Below are 21,727 nucleotides of genomic sequence, written 5' to 3'. Positions count from 1 at the left end.
GAGCGCTGAGCCGGCGGCTTCGGAATGGTGAATAAGACGTTGCAGCGTGGGCGAGTCGCAACCCCTGCGGAGTGGTCTGCGCTACGAATCGGAAGTGTCGTAACTAGAAATGCGCGTTTTCCTACAGCCGAAGGGTCCGTGACGCAACTTTTCATCCGCCCCCGTCTTGTTGATACCGATCGAATCGGCACTCTTTGCCGCTTGCTGGAAGAGCAAACGCAGGCTACCCGCGCGGCGATCCTGGTGTTCCTCACAAGAGAAAAATGACAAGCGTGCGCCCACCTCACCGGCATTCCTTGATTCGTCTTACCCTACCTCCTCCCCCCTGAGTGCGGTACCTATATACCACCCACCCAAACTTTTCTTGAATAGGTTGTGCTGCCAACATTCTTCCAGGAAGAAAGCAGTGGAACACAACCCGTTAACAGCTTCTTACGACTTACCGCCTTTCGTGGGCACCCCCGATACTGACGGTTCGGTCCCTTCCGCCGGACCCGACGACCCACCGCTGGCTGACAGCGCCGTGCTGCCGGATGCCACGCTGGTCGGCCAGCTCAAGGCTTCGCAGCAAGACATGATCCGCCTGAACGACGCCATCCCACGGCCTTCCAATGTGATGAGGCAACACCTGGATTATTGGTTCAGGAAAACCTTCCCTGCCTTGGCGGACAGCGTGACGGTGCACGAGCTGTCCGTGCGCACGCTGCGAGAAGAGACGATCCCGCCTGCGCAGCGCACAGCCGATGGCCCGGCAATCCGTAAGACGGTGGCGGACATCCTCTTTCTCGAGACGCTTTTACTACAAGCCGTCGCCGGCAGGATCGATCCAAGCGCGTTCTTCCATGACCTGGACGACATCGAGATTGTCACCCACCGTGACAACGCTACCGTAGCGCCCGTCGCCCTGAACGAGCGCGCCGTAAAAACGGAAATCAAGCGGCTGATCAACACCACGCCGGCGCTTTATGAACGACTGCTCACCCGTGCATTGGATGAGTTCTGGAACAACCCGGCCAGCTTCAGCCAGGCGCGTAACGTCGGCGACTGGCTGGTGGATGAACTCGCCGGACAACTCAAGGCCCAGGCCGACCTTCATCGGCTGGACACGACACTGAGCCCGCCGATGCACAAAGCGCTGACCGATTATGCGCTGTCGGCACCGGACGCGGCGTCTCGCGCAAAGTTGGCGGAGCGGGTTCGACCCGGGGTGTTCAGCCTGGCAATTACACCCCGCCGGTGGAGCTTCAGCGTTCCGGTGTCCGGGGCCGTGGCCTTGTCGCGACATGACAACGCCAGCGATCCGGGGGCTGCCGTGCTGTACCGCCCGGGCCAGCCGTTGCAAATGTACGAAACATTGCAGGCGCTCAAGACCGACCTGACGCAAGACGGCAACACTGGGGATGAAGTCAATGCCGAGCCCGTCACCGAGCACTTCCTCATTCGCCTGGTCACGGAACTGCGGGCAGCGCAGAAAGCCGCCGTGTGCAACGCCGTGCTGGAAGGTCCGGCAGTGTCGGAAGAAATCACCGCCTGGATGAACAGGATCGACGTGGCGGCAGACATCGGCCACGAGCTGGATCTGGCGAGCGCCATGGACGAGCGCGAGCTGCGGCTGAATCTGAAGAGACTCCATGCCTGGCTGCACGGCAACTCGCACGTCACCGCCAGCGATCGCCTGGCGTGGTGGACGGCGACGCAGGCCGTGCACAAAACCCTGACCGACCTGCCCCTGCCACCGGACCCGGTAACGCTGGCCACTCCGGAGGCCCTTGAGGACCGGACCCGCCAGTTGCTCGCCGACGTCATCAAGGCGAAATACCCACCGGTCGACCCTGAGGACGTGTCCCTGAGCATCAGGAAAACCGTGGTCGATCCCCACGCTCCAACGGGGGGCTCGCCGTTTGGCTCCGGGGTCTCGCAAGGCAGCGTGATGAGGATCGTCGATGACTGTCGTTCCCTGACGCAGTGGGCGATGTCCAACCTGACCCGGGACGAACGCAATGCCCCTCACCCAACCGTGGAAGGGCCGCTGAGCTTCGCACAGATTGTGGAAGTCATTGAAAGGGCGAACATTGGCGCCCTGCTTCCGGCCGAGCTGCAACGTGTAGCCCGAGAGCGCCAGGCACAGTGGATGGCGCTGAAAGCGCAACAGATGCGCGCCCAAGTGTGGGCGGCTCATATTTCGGGCGACTTGAGGCAAGACCGGGACAATACCGGCTTGAAGTTGGTGCTGGCCGCGCTGGACGGTCCGACGGCGGCAGTGCGCGGTAAGGTCAATGGGCACGAGGTAGTGGTCCGCCAACTGCAATGGGGCGACAGCGTGCTGAAGGAATTGCTGGCGTTTGGGGTGAAGATGACGGCGAGCCGCCCCTCGTTGACGCTGTACACGCCAGGCGCGCCCGATGGCAAGACGTTCAGGGACGTGGATGCGGCAAGCGCCCGGGCATTGGAATTAACCTTGGCGCAAACACTCACCGCTACGTCGCAGATGACCCGCTGGCTCATTTCACACTTGCCGCTGCTCGAACAGGCCGAGCAACTTGCCAGCCTGGTGGTGGCCTCCGAAGAGCTGACGCTCGATGAAAAGATCAAGCAAGTCACACAGTCGGTCTTCGCCAGGGCCAAGGACAGGGCACAGGATGATTTCGCGAAGACAATCTCTTCGCCCGTGGTAGAGGGGGATGTGTTCAAGGCGTTGCATGAGACGCAAATCACCCATGGGATCAAGACGGTGGACATGTTGACGGTGACCAATGCCGAGCGCGACAGCGCCTCCGCCCAAGAAGGACGCCGCAGCGCGGTCATGCTGCTGACGGGCGCGATGTCAATGTTCCCGGCAGGTCGGCTGGGCGGCCTATTGGGGCGTGCGATCCTGCCGACCATGGCCGCGGGCGCCGCAGTGTCCGCGATAGACTCCGAGGGCGGCAGCCTCCATCAGTGGACCCACGATTTCATCGGCGGGCTGGGGGACGTCCTGGCCGAGGCAGGGCAGGACTTGATCATGGCACGCGCCGGCCGCCATCGAGGTCAGGCACGCCCGGCGCTATCGGCCCTGCCTCGCATGCCGGACCCAGACCTGGAACCGTTCGTTCTCAAAGGATTTGACGGCAAGGGATTGGTGCCCGAGGGGCGCAGCCGCTACAGCGACGCAAGCGGGCAGGATTATTTGAAGCTGGGCGAGGGTTACTACAAGACACAGGTGCAGGCGGGCGAAAGGATCATCTATGCGCCAAACAACCGCACGCACCAACGGACAGTGACTTGGCAAAATGGCCAATGGAAAATTGAAGAGCCGTTACGGTTGCTCGGCGGTGGACCTGTACACAGCCTGCTCGGCTGGACCGCGGAAACCCCACGGCAGAAAACGATCAATGCATTGGTGGAAGGGGTGCTGGTCAAGAATCGCTATCGCTACGGCGATACAGTCAACACCGCAAAGCGTATCTTCAACTCGATGCCCGATGAACTGGCCGAACGCATCCTTCGCGAAAGCATGGCGGAGACAGGCGTGCCCGATATAGAAGCTTATCGCTCACGGATATATGACCTGACGCAAGACCCCACCAGTTTGGCGCCCCATCAAACGGCGCATAACAACCTGCTGGACAAGATGAACACTTGGAGCGTCGTCCTCCTCAGCAGTAAAGACATCGAGACAAATGTATCAGGCGTACACCTCACGGATCCGCAGAAAATAAAAATCTACGACACGGTCCTGACAAATAAAAAAGAGTTCTTTAGCGACGACCGGATTCACGTCAATACAGCGGTCATCACCGATAACGTCACCGGCGCCGTATTCATGGCGTATACCGCCAATCAAGGGAAAAAGAAAACAGCCATAGAAAAAATAGCGAGGGAAACCCGGGAAATGATCGAGGCGGCAGAAACCACCATGAATGCCAAGGCATTGAAACTGTTCCCTGGAAATGCACCGGAAACAGTGGCTGCCAGGCGAACATACATCGCCTCGGTCGAATACCACAACGAGTTGGTTGAAGCCCTCAGGCAAGAGAAGATACGCCGGCACAAACCGGGGCTGTTGACAGAAATAAGGAACCATCGGATTCCTTACTTCATTGCCAACAAGGGCCAGACACAGCGATCCATGACCTTGGTCACCGGAGAGGATATCAATAAGTTTACAAACACACTTTCGTACTACGAACCCTTCGACATCGAAATCGTCACCCAGGCACGGACAAATAAAGTGACCGGCACACAGCCCGCGCCTCCCTCCCCTGTTTTACCCGAGCCAACCCTCGCACGGGACAAGTTTGAGGTAGACACCAGCCCACTGGCTGAAACACAAATGTCATACGCCAACTTCCCCGAAACAGCCAGGGCAAAAACAATGGAAATCATGGATAACATTCGTGCGGGCAGGGTGACCACTAAAAAAATCAATCAATATTACTGGTACGACATGGCCCAGTTGTCCCCCGGCAGCGGCCGAGGTGCATGGCGCGCCGCGTTTGAACGCCAGGGCGATACCTGGACGCTGCAGGGGTTTTATGACTATCACGTCAACAAGCCTGCGACGGTCTGGGGGGGATGACTGAAAGAGAAGCCCCCACAGCGTCATGAACGAAGAAGGGCGCCTTTGGGGCGCCCTTCTTAATCAGCACGACTCAAGACAGCCGAGTTACTCAGCTTGAATCAACTTGCTTTCGACCACCCCGGCGCGGCCGGTTTTTTCATCGACAACCTGTAGGTTGTTACGAGCCTTGATGAAACCCACTTTCACTTCCTGCCAGACAAAATAGTTCTTGCCAGCTTCTGTGCTGAGCTTGAGCTCTGAATCGTTTTCCGCAGACGACACCAACGTCTGCTGGCCGGCCGGTACCGATAGCATCAAATACGACTTGGCAACGGTCTGCCCAACAGCTTTACCGTTGAGTGTTACCGGCATTTTCACCCCAGCGCCCATGCTTTCGTTGCGGTAAACGTAGATGTTCGCTTTGTCAGGGACAGTCTGGAAGGTTTTCGCTTGCGCATCCTGGGTGTCATCCGCCATTTTTACCGAAGCACACCCTGTGGTCAGCGCGGCGACTGCCAGCAAGGCGGTAAAGGTCAACTGCTTGAACATCCTGTTTCTCCATGATTGGGTTGGTCGAACAATGGGATATCGGCCGAAGCGTTGGAAAACTAAAGTAATGTTGGTATGCCCGAGCACGGGTGGGCCTGTCATTACCCACTTCAGCTTTATGGCCTTACAACTCCACCCCATCGGTCAACAACGCCACAAACGCCGCCGCCATCGGCGAGCGCTGGTCCTTGCGCTGTACCAGCCACACCGCCGACACCGCAGCCGGGTCGAGCAGCGGTCGATAGACCACCCCATCGATACGCATGCGCTGGTAGGACGCCGGCAATACCGAGACGCCCAACCCCGCCGCGACCAAGCCAATGATGGTCATGGCTTCGCCGGCTTCCTGGGCGAAATGCGGGCTGAAGCCGGCGTCGCGGGCCAGGCTCAGGAGTTGGGCGTAGAGGCCGCTGCCGTAGCTGCGGGGGAAGAACACGAACGGCTCCAGGGCCAAGGCCGAGAGAAACAGGCCCTCTTCATTGCCCTGGGCCAGGGGATGCTTGGCGCTGAGCACGGCCACCAGCGGTTCGCGGCTGAGTTCGATTTCCGTCAAGGTGTCGGGCAGCGGTAACGGTCGCATGATGCCCACCTCGATCACGTCGTCCACGAGTGCATCGGCCACTTGGGTGCTGCTCATTTCCCGCAGGTTCAGGTGCACCGCCGGGAAGCGTTGCCGGAATGAGAAGATCGCCTGGGGAATGGTGGAATTAAACGGTGCCGAGGAGGTGAAGCCGATTTTCAGCTCGCCTAATTCACCCAACTGGGCACGGCGGGCCACGTCGGCGGCCTTGTCCACCTGGACCAACACCCGTCGCGCTTCTTCAAGGAACAACCGCCCGGCCTCGCTCAATTCGACCCGACGATTGGTGCGCTCGAACAACCGTGCGCCAATCTCCTGTTCCAGTGCCTGGATCTGCTGGCTCAACGGCGGCTGGGAGATGCCCAGGACCAGCGCAGCGCGGCCGAAATGCAATTCTTCGGCAACGGCGATGAAATAACGCAGGTGACGCAGTTCCATGAGGCCATCCAATAGGTCGCTGAACGTCTTAAACAGGTCGAATAATATATTGGATAGAAACATTAGCCGGCTATATGCTTTTTTCATTGCCTGCCTGATCGTGCTCTTGCGAGGTCCACCGTGAAAACTGCTGTCGCTCCACTGGCCCATGAAATGCCGCCGCGTGCGCAGGACGTCACCGCCGAACTGAAGGACATCTACATCGAGAAAGGCACGCCGTTGTTCATGCGCACGGTGCTGGCGCTGTTCTGCGGTGGCTTTGCGACCTTCGCCCTGTTGTATTGCGTGCAACCGATGATGCCGCTGCTGTCTCGGGAGTTTTCCATCAACGCGGCGCAGAGCAGCCTGATCCTGTCGGTGGCGACCGGCCTGCTCGCCATCGGCCTGTTGATCACCGGCCCGATTTCCGACCGCATCGGGCGCAAGCCGGTGATGGTCACGGCGCTGTTCGCCGCGTCGCTGTGCACGATTGCCAGCGCCATGATGCCGACTTGGGAAGGTGTACTGCTGCTGCGCGCCTTGGTGGGGCTGTCGTTGAGCGGGTTGGCGGCGGTGGCGATGACGTATTTGAGCGAGGAAATCCATCCCAGGCACATCGGCCTGGCGATGGGGCTGTACATCGCCGGCAACGCCATTGGCGGCATGTGCGGACGCCTGATCACCGGGGTCTTGATCGACTTTGTCAGCTGGCACACGGCGATGTTGGTGGTTGGCGGGCTGGCGCTGATCGCGGCGGCGGTGTTCTGGCGGATTCTTCCCGAGTCACGCAACTTCCGTCCCCGTTCGCTGCACCCGCGCAGCCTGCTGGACGGTTTCGTCATGCACTTTCGCGACGCCGGGTTGCCGCTGCTGTTTCTTGAAGCCTTCGTGCTGATGGGCGCGTTCGTGACGCTGTTCAACTACATCGGCTATCGCCTGCTGGCCGCGCCTTATCATCTGGATCAGGCCTTCGTCGGGTTGCTGTCGGTGGTGTACCTGTCGGGCATCTACAGTTCGGCAAAAGTCGGCGCCCTGGCGGACAAACTCGGTCGGCGCAAAATGCTCTGGGCAACCATCGCGCTGATGCTCGCCGGCCTGGTGCTGACCATGGCCACGCCGCTGTGGCTGGTGATCCTGGGCATGTTGGTATTCACCTTCGGTTTCTTCGGCGCCCATTCGGTCGCCAGCAGCTGGATCGGCCGCCGCGCGCTCCAAGCCAAGGGCCAGGCCTCGTCGCTTTATCTGTTCAGTTATTACGCCGGATCAAGCGTCGCGGGTACGGCGGGCGGCGTTGCCTGGCACCTGGGCGGCTGGAACGGGATCGGCCTGTTCATCGGTGGCTTGCTGGTGATTGCGTTGTGGGTGGCGGTGAAGCTGGCAAAATTGCCGTTGTTGCCGGGGAATGTGCAGGTCTAGCCATCGCGAGAGCCCTGTCCAACCCCGGAACAGAGCGAACACTTTGTGGCGAGGGGATTTATCCCCGCTGGGCTGCGTAGCAGCCCCCTAAGCAGTCAACTCAATCTGCCTGACACACGGCGTTGTCGGCATTTAGGTGCGCTCGGTCGGTCATTGACGCAAAACCACTCGCGCCTCTAACACATCATCACGCACTTCCAAGGTCAGCGACTGAAGCACCGCGCCCTCCCGCTCTTGTTGATCCAACCAATGCAGCAACGCATTCGCCTCACCCTTGACGGCGAGTCGCAACGAGTCGCCGTCGACCTCCATTTCCGCCATGTCCAACCCCACCGCTGTAGCACTTGCGTTGACGCGCACCGACAAGGGTCGGGTGGCGGCCGTCGTATTCCGGGAGGGTTCGGCGCGCTGGATCCGGGCGTTCAGTTCGGCCTGTTGGCGATGCTGTCGTTCGGCAACCTCCAGTCGTTGCCGGGTCGGTTGCCAGATCGCGGTATAGGCCAACGCCACCGATAACAATCCGGCAAGCCCCAGCAACAAACCTTGCTCTCGGCGCGAGAGGTTTCCCCAGGCCTGTTGCAGGACCCGCCATCCATTGACGCCCATCAACTGTTCTCCAGCGTGAGGAGGGCCTGCACGCGGTTGTTCTGTTTACTCGCGCTGCCCAGGGTGACGGAAAATCCGTTTTGCAGCCCGCGCTCACGCAGTTGTTCAAGTTCGACGAAACTGTTCGCCGTCAGTTGGATCTTCCAGCCCTCGCCCTCACGAAAATCGATGCGCTGCACCTCGACGTTGCTGGCGCCAATGACCTGCTCGGTCAGACGGGCCAGACGCGCGACTTGGGTGACCTGGCTTTGCCCACGACGGCCCTGCAATGCCTGGAACTGCGCCGCCAGGTCGACGATCCGCACCTGCCCCGGGTACAGCGACCTGAATCGCTGCTCGCTTTGGGCATACAAAAGCCGGGTTTCACTTTCAAGAAAGCGCACGCGGGCTTCGCTGAAGGCCCAGGTGAGCACCAGCAGGCCCAGCATCACCGCCGAAGCGCCACGCCATGGCAGCGAGCTTCGGCGTCGACGAAACTCACCTTGCAACAGGTCGATGGGACGTCCACCCGCGTTCAGGAGCCATTCATCGATAGCTGGGCAATCGCGCTCTTCGTCCAACCAATGAATGTCTTCCGGCAGGCTGGGCTTGAGCGCCGCCAAGGCCCGTGCCGACAACGGCACCCGCGCGGGCAGTCCTCCACCCAACAGCCAGCGCCCGAACCAACGCACCCCAAACGCCTGGCCATCAGCAATCAGATCAGCATCGACATGCACCGCGCGCGTATCAATGCCTTGCTCGGCGAGCAGCGCCAGCAGCGCCTGGAACCGGGTACGCGCCGTCACCATCAGCGGATAACGCTGCTGACGGTCCCGCGGGCCGGCGCTGATGTGCAGCGTCTCCAGGTTTTCACTCAATTGTTCTTCGATGGCGAACGCCAGGGCCTGGGGCCGGGGCTGGCGTCGGGAGGGCCACGGATCGCTGCGCAACCAGCTGGACATTTCCATGGGCAGCAACACATCGACGGGCCGTCCGCGCATTTCGCCGGCCGCCTTGTGCAATGGCAGGCGACGACGCTCGCCGGTGGGCGACCACACGCAACACGGCCAGTTGGCGCACGGCGCGTCCAGGCCTTCGGCTGTCAGGTAAAGCCAGGTTTTCATCAAGGGAGCTCGCTGGGGGTCAAGGGTAAGAAACGTCGCTGGCGAACCGTCCAGCGCCCGCTCTCAGAATCGCGCTCGATATCCGAGGCCAGGCGCAGACGGCTGTCGCCATGGATCACGCTCACGGTGATTCGGAACCAGCGGCTGCTCACGCCCAGGCCATGGCTGCTGAGGCCCAAGCCGGACAACAACGGGTCATTGGTAAACGCCTGCGCACTGGCGTATGGCGCCTGGCGACGCTGGTCGGCCAACGTCTTGGCGGGCCCGGTTTCCATCCCATCAAGGGTCATCAGCACAAGGTGCGGGGCGGTATTGACGTTCAGTCGCGCGTCCTTGGGCAGCAACACCACCCAGGGCTCCAGGCGTCGCAGCGTCTGACCGTCGATGCCCGGCAGCAGGCGCAATTGACTCAACTCCTGCACCGGCCCCATCTGGGGCAACGCCAGCGGCGGCAGATCCAGCAGGGCCAGCAAGCGACTCCAGCGACCGAGGGTGACCTGATCGATTTGCCCCAAGGCCAGCAGCCCATTGAGATTCAAGCGTCCGGACAAATCCTCGATACCGATGTGCAGCTCGGCGCTGTCCACTTCCAAGACGGACCCGAGCCGGGCCCAATCCTGGCTCAGGTCAACGGGCCCGGACGGTGTTATCCCACTGTTTTCCAATACCACCCGCGCCCAGTCCTCCCCGGCCAAACCCAATTGCCGCAACTGGACCTGTTGCAGTTGCTGCGCGCTGCTATGCAATAACAGGCGATGGCTGCGCAACAGCCCACCGACCAGCAGCAAGGCCAGGCTCAACACCAGCAGCACGCTGATCAGCGCCACGCCCCGTTGGCGCTTCATGGCAACGCCTCCGGCAACGGCAGCACTCGGCGAATCTGCTCGAAACGCCCCGCCGACACGATCATTTCCAGCGCCAGCGGCGCGGTGTCACTCGCGGTTTCGCGGTGCCAGCCCCGTTGCCGGTCGAACACCCGCCAGCTCAAGCTGCGGACGTCGCCGAGCAATTTCTGCCGCTGAACAACGGTCGAGCCTTCTCCGACACTGTCGCGCCACAACGTCGTCCCCTCAAGTCGATAGATCACCGCTTGGCGCTCGCTGCGTGGCTGATCCAATGGGTTGCGCCAATGGCTGCGCTGCAACTGCAAATGTCCGGGCGCGAGCACGACCGAGTCGGCAACCGCCTGCCACACATCCCGTTCGATCACGCCGACAGCACGCTGCAAGGCCCTGATGTCGCGCTCATGCTGACCGGCCCCTTGCTGGGTCCGCACGACGCCATCGAACAACCGCCAACTGGCCAGGCCGAGCAAGGCAAAAATGGCGATGGCGATGACCAGCTCCAACAAGGTGAAACCCGACTGCCTATTCATGACGGCTGCGGATCCACCCGATGGTGCGGTGCACGACGATCGAGTTGTCGCCGCGGCTGACCTGGATCTCGGCCTGCAGCAGGCGCCCGTCACGGGCCGGGGCGATACGCTGTTGCAAGATCCAATCGCGGCGACCCAGGTGCCGGTTCAGTCGCTGTTGCCCGGGCGTCGTGACGGCTTGCAGACGCAGTTCGCTCAACTGATTGTCCGCCAGCCAGGCACCGAACAGACGGTCCTCAAGGCCAGCGCTCTGCTTGAGCACGAACTGGCTGGCCGAGAGCACGGCCGCCGCCAGCGTGGCGAAAATGGCCAGGGCGATCATGACTTCCAACAGCGTGAAACCCTGGCAGCCAGCGGCCTGCCTGCGTGCGTTATTCATCGACCAGCGGCTCCGCCAGACCGTCGCTCGATACCCGGGCAACCGTCTGCCCAGCGACGTTGACAAGCAGCCTGAACGGGCTGGTCTCGTCACTGCTGAGCATCAGCAACTGCGGTGGGCCTTGAACGTGATCGAGGCGCAGGACATGACCCTCCTGCTCCAATCCGAACGTCAGGCCCTCGGGCAATCGATGCAACGCCGACACCGCCGTCCAGTCCTGGGCTTGGAGTCGCAACGCCTGATAACCGCCAGGCTGCACGCGCAGACCGTATTCCTCCCCGTCCAACACCGCCCGCTCGCGCAACTGCTGCACCACCGCGACAAAGTCCCGAGCGTGTTGCCGCGCCTCACGCGCCGGGCTCGACCCCGTGGCGAAACGGACCATGCCCGCCAGGACCCCGATCAAGACGATGACCACCATCAGCTCCAGCAAGGTGAAGCCGCGGCAACAACGCTGCATGTTCACTCGGCCCAATTGCCGATGTCGGCCGCCATCCCTTCACCGCCCGGCATGCCGTCGGCCCCCAGGGAGTAGAGGTCATAGCTGCCATCGATGGTTTTGTGCCCGGGATTGAGGTACTGGTAGGGCGTGCCCCAAGGGTCGACCGGCAGGCTTTTCAGATACCCTTGCGGGTTCCAGTTCCTTGCCACGGGCGTGCCGGACGGGCGCTTGCTCAACGCCTCCAGGCCTTGTTGGGTCGAGGGGTACTGAAAGTTGTCGAGACGGTACATTTCCAGGGCCGTGGCAATCGCCTGGACGTCGGTCCGGGCGGCCGTGACTTTGGCCTGGTCGGGGCGGCTCATGAACTGCGGGACCACGATGGCGCCCAGCACGCCAATGATGACCACCACCACCATGATTTCAATCAGGGTAAAACCGCGTTGATGCCTTGCAGGTCGGTTGCTTTGGAATTTCATCGGTCAATTCACCAATTGGTTGAGGCTCAGGATCGGTAGGAGGATGGCCATGACGATCAGCAGCACGACGCCGCCCATCAACACCAACATGGCCGGTTCGAAAAGGCTCACCACCAGCGCGATGCGCGCCGCGAGGCTGGCTTCCTGTTGTTCGGCGGCCCGGGCCAACATGTTGTCGAGTTCGCCGGCTCGTTCGCCGCTGGCGATCATGTGCAGCATCAGTGGCGGGATATCACCGCCCTGCTCCAGGCCACGGGTCAGGGTCCCGCCCTCGCGAACTGAACGAGCGACATCGGCCATGCGGGCGCGGATCGCCAGGTTGCCGATCACTTGCGCGCCAATGTGCAAGGAATCCACCAGCGGCACCGCGCTTTTGCTAAGGATCGCCAGGGTGCTGGCGAATCGCGCCGCTTCCATCGCCCGCGACACTTCGCCCAGCAGCGGCAGGCGCAGTAGCAAACGGTGCCAGCGCAGACGCCAGGCCGGTTGGCGCAAGCTCCAGCGCCACAGCGCGAACAAGCCGGCCAGGGCACCGAGCAGCAGCAGGCCATGGCGACGCAAGCCATCGCTCACGGCGATCAGCGCCTGGGTCAGCCAAGGCAAGGGCTGGCCACTGTCGATGAAAATCTTCACCACATCCGGCACCACGTAGCCCAGCAGGAACGCGACAATCGCGACGCAGGCCAGCATCAGGATCAGCGGGTACACCAATGCCAGTTGAATGCGTTGGCGCGATGCCTGGCGTGCCTGGGTATAGGTCGCCAATTGTTCCAACACCTGGCCCAGATGACCGGACTGTTCGCCCGCAGCGACCGTGGCGCAGAACAGCTCGGGAAAGGCCTGGGGAAAGGCCCCCAGCGCCGTCGCCAGTGCCTGGCCTTCCATCACACGGCTGCGCACCGCCGCCAGCAGATTGGCGACGCGCCGCTTCTGGCTCTGTTGCGCCACTGCTCCCAGTGACTCTTCGAGGGGCAAACCGGCCTGGATCAAGGTGGACAACTGCAACGTGAGCAATGCCAGATCAGCCGGGCTCAAATGGCCTCCACTGGACCGGCGTCCAGGAGTCCGCTCTGCTGCTTCGCGTAATTCGCTGGGCCGCAAGCCCCGTTCGCGTAGCAACTGACGCGCATGACGGGGGCTGTCGCCCTCGATACGCCCCTTGCAGCGCCGGCCCTGGGCATCTTCGGCCCGATAGTCGAAGGTCGGCATGCGCTAGTCCTCTTGGGTGATGCGCAGCAGTTCATCGACGCTGGTCAAGCCTTCAAGTACCCGCCGCCGCCCATCCTGGAACAGGCTGCGGGAGGTCTTGCGCGCCTCGAGGGTCAATGCCTGCTCGGTGGCGCCCTGGTGGATCAGCTGCGACAGCGCGGCGCTGACATTCACCAGTTCGTAGATGCCGATACGCCCGCGATAACCTTTTTGGCAATGGTCGCAGCCCTGGGCCTTGAACAGTCGTGGCGCGGCGTTGGCGTCGAGCCCCAGGCGCCGGCAGATGGCCGCATCGGCCACGTAGGGCGTCTTGCAGGACGGACACAGGGTTCGCAACAACCGCTGGGCGACGATACCGGCCACGGACGACGCCAGCAGATAGGCATCCACGCCCATGTCCATCAACCGCGTGAATGCGCCGACGGCGGTGTTGGTGTGCAACGTCGACAACACAAGATGGCCGGTCAGGGAAGCCTGGACCGCAATTTCCGCCGTTTCGCGGTCGCGTATTTCGCCGACCATCACCACGTCCGGGTCCTGGCGCAAAATAGCCCGCAAGCCACGGGCAAAGGTCATGTCGACCTTGGGATTGACCGGCATCTGGCCGATGCCTGGCAAGTGATATTCGATGGGGTCTTCGACGGTGAGAATATTACGGCTCTGGTCGTTGATGCTGCTCAACGCCGCGTAAAGGCTGGTGGTTTTTCCCGACCCCGTCGGCCCGGTGACCAATACGATGCCGTGGGGTTTGCAAAGCAACCGACGCAGACTTGCCAGGGTATCGTCGGGCAGGCCCAGGCGCTGCAGATCCAAGCGGCCGGCCTGTTTGTCGAGCAGGCGCAATACCACGCGCTCGCCATGGGCTGAAGGCAGGGTCGAGACCCGCACATCGACCTCGTGACCGGCCAGGCGCAACGCCATTCGACCGTCCTGGGGCACACGCTTTTCGGCGATGTCCAGGCGCGCCATGACCTTGATCCGCGATACCAGCAGATTCGCCAACTCCCGGCGCGGACGCAGCATTTCCTGCAGCTGTCCGTCGATGCGCATGCGGACCGACAGGTATTGCTCGAACGTTTCAAGATGCACATCCGAGGCGTGTTCACGAACCGCTTCGCTGAGCAAGGCATTGATCAGACGAATGATCGGAGCATCGCCTTGTTGTTCCAAAAGATCGGTTGTCTGTGGCACCTGATCGGCCAGGCTGAGCAGGTCCAGTTCCTCGTCCAGCCCTTGGGCTACTTGCTCGGCGGCGCTCTGTCCCTGGCGATAGGCGCTGGCCAGGCGTGTGGCGAACTGAGCCGGTTCCAGCACCTGGATCGAAGGATCCTGGCCACACAAGCGCCGAACCTCGGCCAACGCCGTCAGCGGCGTATCGCGGCGCATCGCCAGGCTCAGGGTCGCACCGTCGCCTTCCAGCAGCACGCCATGGCGCCTGGCAAAACCGAAGGGCAGCCGGGCCTGCGACTCACTCACAGGTCACCCGCCTTCGGTTGACGCAAGTCAGTCACCGGGGCATCCGAAGACGGCTCGAATAGCTGGCGAGCGTCCTTGGGCAGCAACAAGGAATTATTCTGTCGGGGGCTCGGCCTGCTCAGGTCTCGCAACGCGTCGTAGCGCTGACGGCTCACGTCGGCCAGGTCTTCCTTGCTGCGCACGATAGTGGGACGCAGGAAGACCATCAGGTTGCTTTTGGTCTGGATGTCGCGATTCCAGCGAAACAGCGCTCCCAGGTACGGAATGCTGCGCAGCAGGGGCACGCCGCTTTCCTGGGTACGAACACTGTCGCGAATCAGGCCGCCGATAACGATGATCTCCCCATCGTCCGCCAGGATCGTGCTTTTCAAGGCGCGCTTGTTGGTAATCAGGTCGGAAGACTCCAGGCCGGAAACCGACGGTGCGATGTCCGAGACTTCCTGCTCGACTTCAAGGCGCAACGTGGAGCCTTCGTTGATGTAGGGCTTGATCTTGAGGCTGATGCCCACGTCCTTGCGTTCCACGGTGGTGAACGGATTGTCCGCACCGCTGCTGTTGGTGGCGTAGGAGCCGGTCTTGAAGGGGACGTTCTGGCCGACGATGATCTCCGCTTCCTGGTTGTCCAGCGTCAGCAGGCTTGGGGTGGAAAGCAGATTGCTGCGAGTACTGCTCGCCAGCGCCGACACCAGCGCGCCGAAACGATCGCCGCCCAGCTGCAGGACGGCGCCTTCCGGGGCCTTGTCGAGTTTGTTGAATTTCAGCCCGCCGATGATCGGAATATCGGTTCCTGGGAAATTGATGAGCCCTGAAGCACTTCCGGTTTTGAGTCCCCACTGCACACCCAGCGCTTCGGAAATGTCCCCGGAAATCTCGACGATGGCCGCATGGATCAATACTTGGGCACGGGGTTGATCCAGTTCGCGAACGATCTGCTCGATAGTGCGGACCTGCGCCGGTTCGGCGATCAGCACCAAAGCGTTCTGGCTTTCATCAGCCTTGATCATGAACGACGCCGTGGAATTGTTTTCCCGAGTGCCAGGCACGGACTGGGCCGGATTGCGGTCCTGTCCGATGCCTTCGAGCACTTCGGCCAGTTGTTTGGCATCGCTGTGGCGCAGGCGGATGACTCGCGCGTTGCCCTGGGATGCGGCCGCCGGAACGTCCAGTGTCCGGGCCAGGTCGACCAGGCGTTGACGCACCGACGGCGCGCCGATGATCACCAGGCGATTGCTGCGAGTGTCGGCAATCACCAGGCCTGCCGCATCGCCCTCGCGCTTGCCAGCCGTGGCCTGCATGATCGGCGCGATATCCCCGGCCTGGGCATGACTCAAACGCAGCACCCTGTGGTTGCGGTTACGTCCAGAATCCAACTGGTGCACCACGCCGACAATGCGCTGCACGTTGGCGGCGGTGTCGGTTACCACCAGCGCGTTGGAAGACACTGAAGGGCCGATATAGCCATTGCCCGACACAAGGGGCCGGACCAGCCCGGCAATATCGGCGGCAACACCCGACTGCAAGTCGATGACCCGGGTGACGAACTGCGACGGAGTGGTGTTTTTCACGGCGCTGGCACTGGCCCGCGTCTTGGCATCGCTGACCGGGACGATCAGGATCCGCTCGCCTTCGTCGATCACGGTGAAGTTGTGGGCGTCGAGCACCGAATAGAACAACCGACGCACGCCTTCACGGTCCAGCGCCTGGTGGGACATCACAGTAATACGCCCCGTCACCCGGGGATCGAGCACCACGGTCTTGCCCAGGATGGCCGAGATTTCATCGACCACGTCGCGTAGTTCTGCGTTGTTCATCGCCAGTTGCCATTGGGGCTCTTCGGCGCGCAACGAACCGGTGGGCAACAACGAACAAGACACGGCAAGACAGAACAGGAACCGCGAGGTGCGGCCCCGGATGAAGCTATTCATGAATTCGATCACTCTGATTGCCCAACCACCGGGCGTAGGTATTGCGAAGAACGAAGCGCGGCATGGCGGCCTTCCCCAGGGTCCAGTTTGCGCAACAGAGGTTTGGCTTCCTGCCGCAGGGCCAGCCGCTCTTCCCGCCCGTTGCGCCATAACAGCACATGGCTCGCCTCGACCCGGCGCAGCACGCTGCCGCCCGGCAAGCGCTCACCTACCTGGTAAATTCGCGAGCCAGCGGCGTCGGCCAGCAATGCCCGCGACAAGCCTTGGCCAGCGACAAAACTGGCTTGCAACGTGATCGGTTCAGCGCTTGATGCCTGTGCCCCCCCAAGCGGCAGCCCTAGTACGGTTGCCACCGCTTGCACGTTGGGTAGCTGGCGAACCGGGACTGCCGGTGTGTCGACGACCACTGGCGCATCACGGCTCAACGCCTGGCGAAAGCGCCACTCTTGCTCGGCCAGAAAAACGCCATACAGCAGCGGTATGACCACCAGCAGCTTCGGCAGGCGGCCGCCGCTCAGAAAAGACAGGTTCACCTTTGCGTCCTTGGGACCATCGCGCCCGCAGGCTTTGCGCAGGATCGCCGCCGCGCCATCGGAGGTACGAAAAACTCATGTCTGGCGACCGGTAGCCCGCGCAGCCGAACCCGTTGCCCGAGACAGTTGGAATGCATGGTTGTGACCTCGCTCGAAAGCCCCGGGCAACCTGTACGGAATGCCTGGGGCCGTGCCTGTCAGGACTTACAGCTTGTCCCAGGCGCTTTGCCAGGACGCACCGACACCCGGCTCGAAACCGTTCGACGTCGGGCCGTACTGCTTGCAGTAGCCGGACGCCGGGAACGGCTTGCATTCGAAGACTTCGTCAGTCTTGGGCTGCAGCACTTTCGTGCCGGCGGTGTAGTCGCTGATACCTTCAGGGAATACGAAGTCGTACTCGATGCCCGCGCCTTCACCGGTCAGGGTGACCGCCTGGGTATCCTGGCGGGTGGTGCGCCCGTCTTCGGTGGTTCCCACCAGCGTGAGGGTATGGGCGCCAGGGGCACTGCGCACGTCCAGGTTCAGGTTGGTGCTGCCTTCAGCCACGGTCTTGCTCACGACACCCACCTGTTTGTTCTTCTCGTCGAACAGCGTGGCTTCGAGGTTCATTCTGCGGTTTGTCTGCGCGGCGAACACCATGCTCACCCGACCTTTGTCGAGGACGTATTCTGGTTGCAGGGAGGAAATCTCCATGCTGGCGCCAGCGTCTTCCTGCATGTCCAGTTGCACTTCATAGCGAGTCACACCGCTTTCTTTCTGCGCATACAGGCGGTTGGTGCCCTCGACCGGCGTGATATTGCCGTCATTGTCACGAATACCGGCACGAATCACGGAATGGGCGTTGTTGATGGCTTCGGCCAGCTTGAACGACCAGTTTTCAGGCTTGCCTACTTCAGCGTTATCGATACGGATCTCTACGCTGTATTCGGTACTTTCACCGCTCGCGGAGAACGCCCGGGCCTTGACCTTGTCACCCATCAGCAATGGGGTCGCCGGGGTAATGCTGCCCACCGGCTGCCAGCCGCCCGGCAATGCGGCTTCGGCGAGGATGTTCACATCGGCCGGGTCGTAGAACGCGTTGTCGGTATCGCCCACTGTCCAAACGGCCAGGATGACGTGATGACCCGACTTGCTGTCGGGAATGACGCAGTTGTGTTTGGCGCCTCCGACCGGGACCTGATTAGCACCCTCCACAGTACAGAACGGCGTGCTGTCGAACGAGGCACGCTTAAGCGCTTCGTTTGGGTTCCAGCCGTCGCGGGTAATGAAATATTCGTGCTTGGTTGCAGGGTGCACCGCGGTGTATCGCCATTGAAAGTCAATGTTGCGGTCCTTGATCTCGGTCAAGTGCCAACGCGTGGCCGATTGCGCATCCAAGGCAGAAAACAATGCGTGACCGCCGCTGGCGATCTTGCCGTCAACGGGACCTTGCAGCGGCGCCCCACCGACGCCGTTCGGGAAACCCTTGAAAGTTTCACCGGTACTTTGCGGTTCGTATTGCGCGCCACCGCAATTTTTGTTGTCACCTTTCTGGCAGAGCAACGCGCGCGAAGGCGGTACGTCGAGATAACCATGGGCCAGCACATCTTGAGACGTCATCATGGTTGACAAAAGAACTAAGGAGGTAGTGCACCCCGTTAATACCTTGCTCTTGTTAAAGTTATTTTTCATATAAGTTCCAGACTATTCATCGAAATGAAAGACGTATTACCGCCCCTTGCAAAGGCGCACCAGACGGCTCAGCGCCAAACCTCGCAAGTGCCAGAAACCTTATAGAAAGTTAACCGATTCCTATGTAGGACAAATCTCTCAACATGGAAGGAACGATCTCTGAATCGATTTCCCTTACATCATGAAAGAAATATCGTACAAGCAGATATCGCCATAAAACAAACAACTAAACGCTTCTAAAGCGATCGGCTGGTCTATATCGAACTGTTAAACATCCAGACATTAAAAAGCCTGTCCGGCACGGGTCCGGACAGGCTGGGTAACAGGGACAGCAATCAGACGTGATATTGCGCCGACAACTCGTGCACCGCTCGCAGGAAGGCGCCGGCATGTTCCGGATCGACCTCAGGGGTGATGCCGTGGCCGAGATTGAACACATGGCCACTGCCCTTGCCGTAACTGGCGAGGATGCGTCCGACTTCAACGCGGATGGCTTCAGGCTTGGCGTAGAGCACGGTCGGGTCCATGTTGCCTTGCAGGGTGACCTTGTGGCCGACACGCTCGCGGGCGTTGCCAATGTCGCAGGTCCAGTCCAGACCCAGGGCGTCGGCGCCTGCATCGGCGATGCTTTCCAGCCACAGGCCGCCGTTCTTGGTGAACAGGATCACTGGGACTTTGCGACCTTCGTGCTCGCGGATCAGGCCGCTGACGATCTTGCGCATGTAGGCCAGGGAAAACTCCTGATACGCCGCCGCCGACAGGTTGCCGCCCCAGGTATCGAAGATCTGCACCGCTTGCGCGCCAGCCAGGATCTGGCCGTTGAGGTAGGACGTGACCGACTGGGCCAGCTTGTCCAGCAACAGGTGCATGGCTTGGGGGTTGTCGTAGAGCATCGCCTTGGTCTTGCGGAAGTCTTTCGACGATCCGCCTTCGACCATGTAGGTCGCGAGCGTCCACGGGCTGCCGGAGAAACCGATCAGCGGCACGCGACCGTTGAGTTCCCGGCGAATGGTACTGACCGCGTCCATGACATAGCCCAGGTCTTTCTGCGGATCCGGAATCGGCAAGGCCTCGATATCGGCCAGGGTGCTGACGACTTTCTTGAAGCGCGGGCCTTCGCCGGTCTCGAAGTACAGGCCTTGGCCCATGGCGTCGGGGATGGTGAGGATGTCGGAGAACAGGATCGCCGCGTCCAGCTGCGGGTAGCGATCCAGCGGCTGCATCGTGACTTCGCAGGCGAACTGCGGATTCATGCACAAGCTCATGAAGTCACCGGCCTTGGCGCGGCTGGCACGGTACTCCGGCAGGTAGCGACCGGCCTGACGCATCATCCATACCGGGGTGACGTCTACAGGTTGCTTGAGCAGGGCGCGAAGGAAACGGTCGTTCTTCAGGGCAGTCATGTCGGCATCCGGAAAAAAAGTGCGGGCATTTTCTCAGAGCGCGACGTAAAAGGCACGGCAAGTGCCGTGCCTTTTATCTATCGAGGCAATTTGTCGCGGTTTGGCTGCTCCTCATTGATCGTTCCCCACGCTCTGCGTGCCCCTGGAACGCGGAGCGTCCCTTGAGGCATTCCCACGCAAAGCGTGGGAACGATCTACAGCGGTCAGACTTGCAGGTAATCCAGGATCCCTTCCGCCGCATTACGGCCTTCGAAGATCGCCGTCACCACCAGGTCGGAACCCCGGACCATGTCGCCACCGGCGAAGATCTTCGGGTTGCTGGTCTGGTGCTTGTACTGGCCTTGTTCCGGGGCGACGACGCGGCCCTGGCTGTCGGTCTGGATGCTGAATTGCTCGAACCACGGCGCCGGGCTTGGACGGAAGCCGAAAGCGATGACCACGGCGTCGGCCGGGATGATCTCTTCGGAACCAGGGATCGGCTCGGGGCTGCGACGGCCACGGGCATCCGGTTCGCCGAGACGGGTCTCGACCACCTTCACGCCTTCAACCTTGTCTTCGCCGACAATGGCGATCGGCTGGCGGTTGTAGAGGAATTTCACGCCTTCTTCCTTGGCGTTCTTAACCTCTTTACGCGAGCCGGGCATGTTCGCTTCGTCACGACGATAAGCACAGGTCACCGACTTGGCGCCCTGGCGAATCGACGTACGGTTGCAGTCCATCGCCGTATCGCCACCGCCGAGTACCACGACCTTCTTGCCTTTCATGTCGACAAAGTCTTCCGGCGACTTTTCAAAGCCCAGGTTGCGGTTGACGTTGGCGATCAGGAAGTCCAGCGCGTCGTACACGCCCGGCAGGTCCTCACCGGCAAAGCCGCCCTTCATGTAGGTGTAGGTGCCCATGCCCATGAATACCGCATCGTATTCTTCGAGCAGTTGCTCCATGGTCACGTCCTTGCCCACCTCCATGTTCAGGCGGAACTCGATGCCCATGCCGGTGAACACTTCGCGACGATTGCTCAGCACGCTCTTTTCCAGCTTGAACTCGGGGATGCCAAAGGTCAGCAGGCCACCGATTTCCGGGTTTTTGTCGAACACCACCGGGGTCACGCCGCCGCGCACCAGCACGTCCGCACAGCCCAGGCCCGCCGGGCCCGCGCCGATGATCGCGACACGCTTGCCGGTCGGCTTGACCTTGGACATGTCCGGGCGCCAGCCCATGGCGAACGCGGTGTCGGTGATGTACTTCTCCACCGAACCGATGGTCACCGCGCCGAAACCGTCGTTGAGGGTGCAGGCACCTTCACACAGGCGATCCTGCGGGCACACCCGGCCGCAGACTTCCGGCAGGGTGTTGGTCTGGTGGGACAGCTCGGCGGCCTGGAGGATGTTGCCCTCGGCCACTAGTTTCAGCCAGTTGGGAATGAAGTTGTGCACCGGGCACTTCCATTCGCAGTACGGGTTACCGCAACCCAGGCAACGGTGGGCCTGGTCGGCCGACTGCTGGGGTTTGAAAGGCTCGTAGATTTCCACGAATTCTTTCTTGCGTTGACGCAACAGTTTCTTCTTCGGATCCTTGCGCCCGACATCGATGAACTGGAAGTCATTATTCAGACGTTCAGCCATTGTTA

The 21,727-nt window shown here is 61.4% G+C and carries 18 protein-coding genes; 2 read left to right on the top strand and 16 right to left on the bottom strand.

The genetic code is table 11. The features are described from left to right. Positions 1 to 406: 406 nt before the first annotated feature. Positions 407 to 4,558 carry a DUF6543 domain-containing protein gene (locus tag HU762_RS19240; RefSeq protein WP_346656874.1) on the top strand — a complete coding sequence of 1,384 codons (4,152 nt, stop codon included), beginning with the start codon at positions 407 to 409 and terminating at the stop codon, positions 4,556 to 4,558. 87 nt (positions 4,559 to 4,645) lie between these two features. Here HU762_RS19240 and HU762_RS19235 read toward each other — a convergent pair whose 3' ends face one another. Both HU762_RS19235 and HU762_RS19230 read right to left on the bottom strand, forming a co-directional pair. Further along, a complete protein-coding gene (locus HU762_RS19235; protein ID WP_134922538.1) occupies positions 4,646 to 5,089 on the bottom strand; it encodes a DUF2846 domain-containing protein in 444 nt (147 codons plus the stop codon). Between the two features lie 124 nt (positions 5,090 to 5,213). Further along, on the bottom strand, positions 5,214 to 6,107 hold the full coding sequence (locus tag HU762_RS19230) for a LysR family transcriptional regulator (protein WP_186639689.1): 894 nt from the start codon (positions 6,105 to 6,107) through the stop codon (positions 5,214 to 5,216). A 120-nt stretch (positions 6,108 to 6,227) separates the two neighbouring features. Between HU762_RS19230 and HU762_RS19225 the strand changes: the two genes are divergently transcribed. Further along, on the top strand, positions 6,228 to 7,502 hold the full coding sequence (locus HU762_RS19225) for an MFS transporter (protein WP_186639687.1): 1,275 nt from the start codon (positions 6,228 to 6,230) through the stop codon (positions 7,500 to 7,502). 150 nt (positions 7,503 to 7,652) lie between these two features. Here the strand turns inward: HU762_RS19225 and gspM are convergent, their stop codons facing one another. From gspM to HU762_RS19155, 14 genes are all read right to left on the bottom strand, one after another. Continuing rightward, a complete protein-coding gene (gene gspM / locus HU762_RS19220; RefSeq protein ID WP_186639685.1) occupies positions 7,653 to 8,108 on the bottom strand; it encodes a type II secretion system protein GspM in 456 nt (151 codons plus the stop codon). Continuing rightward, positions 8,108 to 9,211 carry a type II secretion system protein GspL gene (gene gspL / locus HU762_RS19215; RefSeq protein ID WP_186639683.1) on the bottom strand — a complete coding sequence of 368 codons (1,104 nt, stop codon included), beginning with the start codon at positions 9,209 to 9,211 and terminating at the stop codon, positions 8,108 to 8,110. Before gspL ends, gspM begins: the two co-directional genes overlap by 1 nt. After that, positions 9,211 to 10,056, bottom strand: a complete 846-nt coding sequence (locus HU762_RS19210) for a type II secretion system protein GspK (protein WP_186639681.1) — start codon at positions 10,054 to 10,056, stop codon at positions 9,211 to 9,213. Before HU762_RS19210 ends, gspL begins: the two co-directional genes overlap by 1 nt. Further along, on the bottom strand, positions 10,053 to 10,586 hold the full coding sequence (locus HU762_RS19205; protein WP_186639679.1) for a type II secretion system protein GspJ: 534 nt from the start codon (positions 10,584 to 10,586) through the stop codon (positions 10,053 to 10,055). The genes HU762_RS19210 and HU762_RS19205 overlap by 4 nt, the downstream gene beginning before the upstream one ends. Further along, on the bottom strand, positions 10,579 to 10,965 hold the full coding sequence (gene gspI, locus HU762_RS19200; protein ID WP_186639677.1) for a type II secretion system minor pseudopilin GspI: 387 nt from the start codon (positions 10,963 to 10,965) through the stop codon (positions 10,579 to 10,581). Before gspI ends, HU762_RS19205 begins: the two co-directional genes overlap by 8 nt. After that, positions 10,958 to 11,425, bottom strand: a complete 468-nt coding sequence (gspH, locus tag HU762_RS19195) for a type II secretion system minor pseudopilin GspH (RefSeq protein WP_186639675.1) — start codon at positions 11,423 to 11,425, stop codon at positions 10,958 to 10,960. The genes gspI and gspH overlap by 8 nt, the downstream gene beginning before the upstream one ends. Before the next feature lie 2 nt (positions 11,426 to 11,427). Next, entirely contained in the window at positions 11,428 to 11,883 is a 456-nt protein-coding gene (gspG, locus tag HU762_RS19190) for a type II secretion system major pseudopilin GspG (RefSeq protein ID WP_186639673.1), read from the bottom strand. A 3-nt stretch (positions 11,884 to 11,886) separates the two neighbouring features. Continuing rightward, the gene (gene gspF, locus HU762_RS19185) at positions 11,887 to 13,092 is read right to left on the bottom strand and encodes a type II secretion system inner membrane protein GspF (RefSeq protein ID WP_186639671.1); all 1,206 of its coding nucleotides are present in this window, start codon (positions 13,090 to 13,092) and stop codon (positions 11,887 to 11,889) included. Between the two features lie 3 nt (positions 13,093 to 13,095). Next, positions 13,096 to 14,568, bottom strand: coding sequence for a type II secretion system ATPase GspE (gene gspE, locus HU762_RS19180; protein ID WP_186639669.1), 1,473 nt, complete (start codon positions 14,566 to 14,568; stop codon positions 13,096 to 13,098). After that, positions 14,565 to 16,493 (bottom strand): type II secretion system secretin GspD, encoded by a 1,929-nt coding sequence (gspD, locus tag HU762_RS19175; RefSeq protein WP_186639667.1) that lies wholly within the window; start codon positions 16,491 to 16,493, stop codon positions 14,565 to 14,567. Before gspD ends, gspE begins: the two co-directional genes overlap by 4 nt. Positions 16,494 to 16,501: 8 nt before the next feature. Continuing rightward, complete coding sequence (locus tag HU762_RS19170; RefSeq protein WP_186639665.1) at positions 16,502 to 17,026, bottom strand: type II secretion system protein N; 525 nt, start codon at positions 17,024 to 17,026, stop codon at positions 16,502 to 16,504. Between the two features lie 204 nt (positions 17,027 to 17,230). Then, a complete protein-coding gene (gene gbpA, locus HU762_RS19165) occupies positions 17,231 to 18,697 on the bottom strand; it encodes an N-acetylglucosamine-binding protein GbpA (RefSeq protein WP_186639663.1) in 1,467 nt (488 codons plus the stop codon). Between the two features lie 335 nt (positions 18,698 to 19,032). Beyond that, complete coding sequence (hemE, locus tag HU762_RS19160) at positions 19,033 to 20,100, bottom strand: uroporphyrinogen decarboxylase (RefSeq protein WP_186639661.1); 1,068 nt, start codon at positions 20,098 to 20,100, stop codon at positions 19,033 to 19,035. 203 nt (positions 20,101 to 20,303) lie between these two features. Continuing rightward, positions 20,304 to 21,722, bottom strand: a complete 1,419-nt coding sequence (locus HU762_RS19155) for an FAD-dependent oxidoreductase (protein WP_186639659.1) — start codon at positions 21,720 to 21,722, stop codon at positions 20,304 to 20,306. Positions 21,723 to 21,727: the final 5 nt, after the last annotated feature.

Source organism: Pseudomonas sp. SWRI92, from assembly GCF_014268685.1.
In the GTDB taxonomy this organism is placed as follows: Bacteria; Pseudomonadota; Gammaproteobacteria; order Pseudomonadales; family Pseudomonadaceae; genus Aquipseudomonas; species Aquipseudomonas marvdashtae.
Note: the sequence above shows the minus strand (reverse complement) of the source record. Positions and strands in the feature narration are given on the sequence as shown.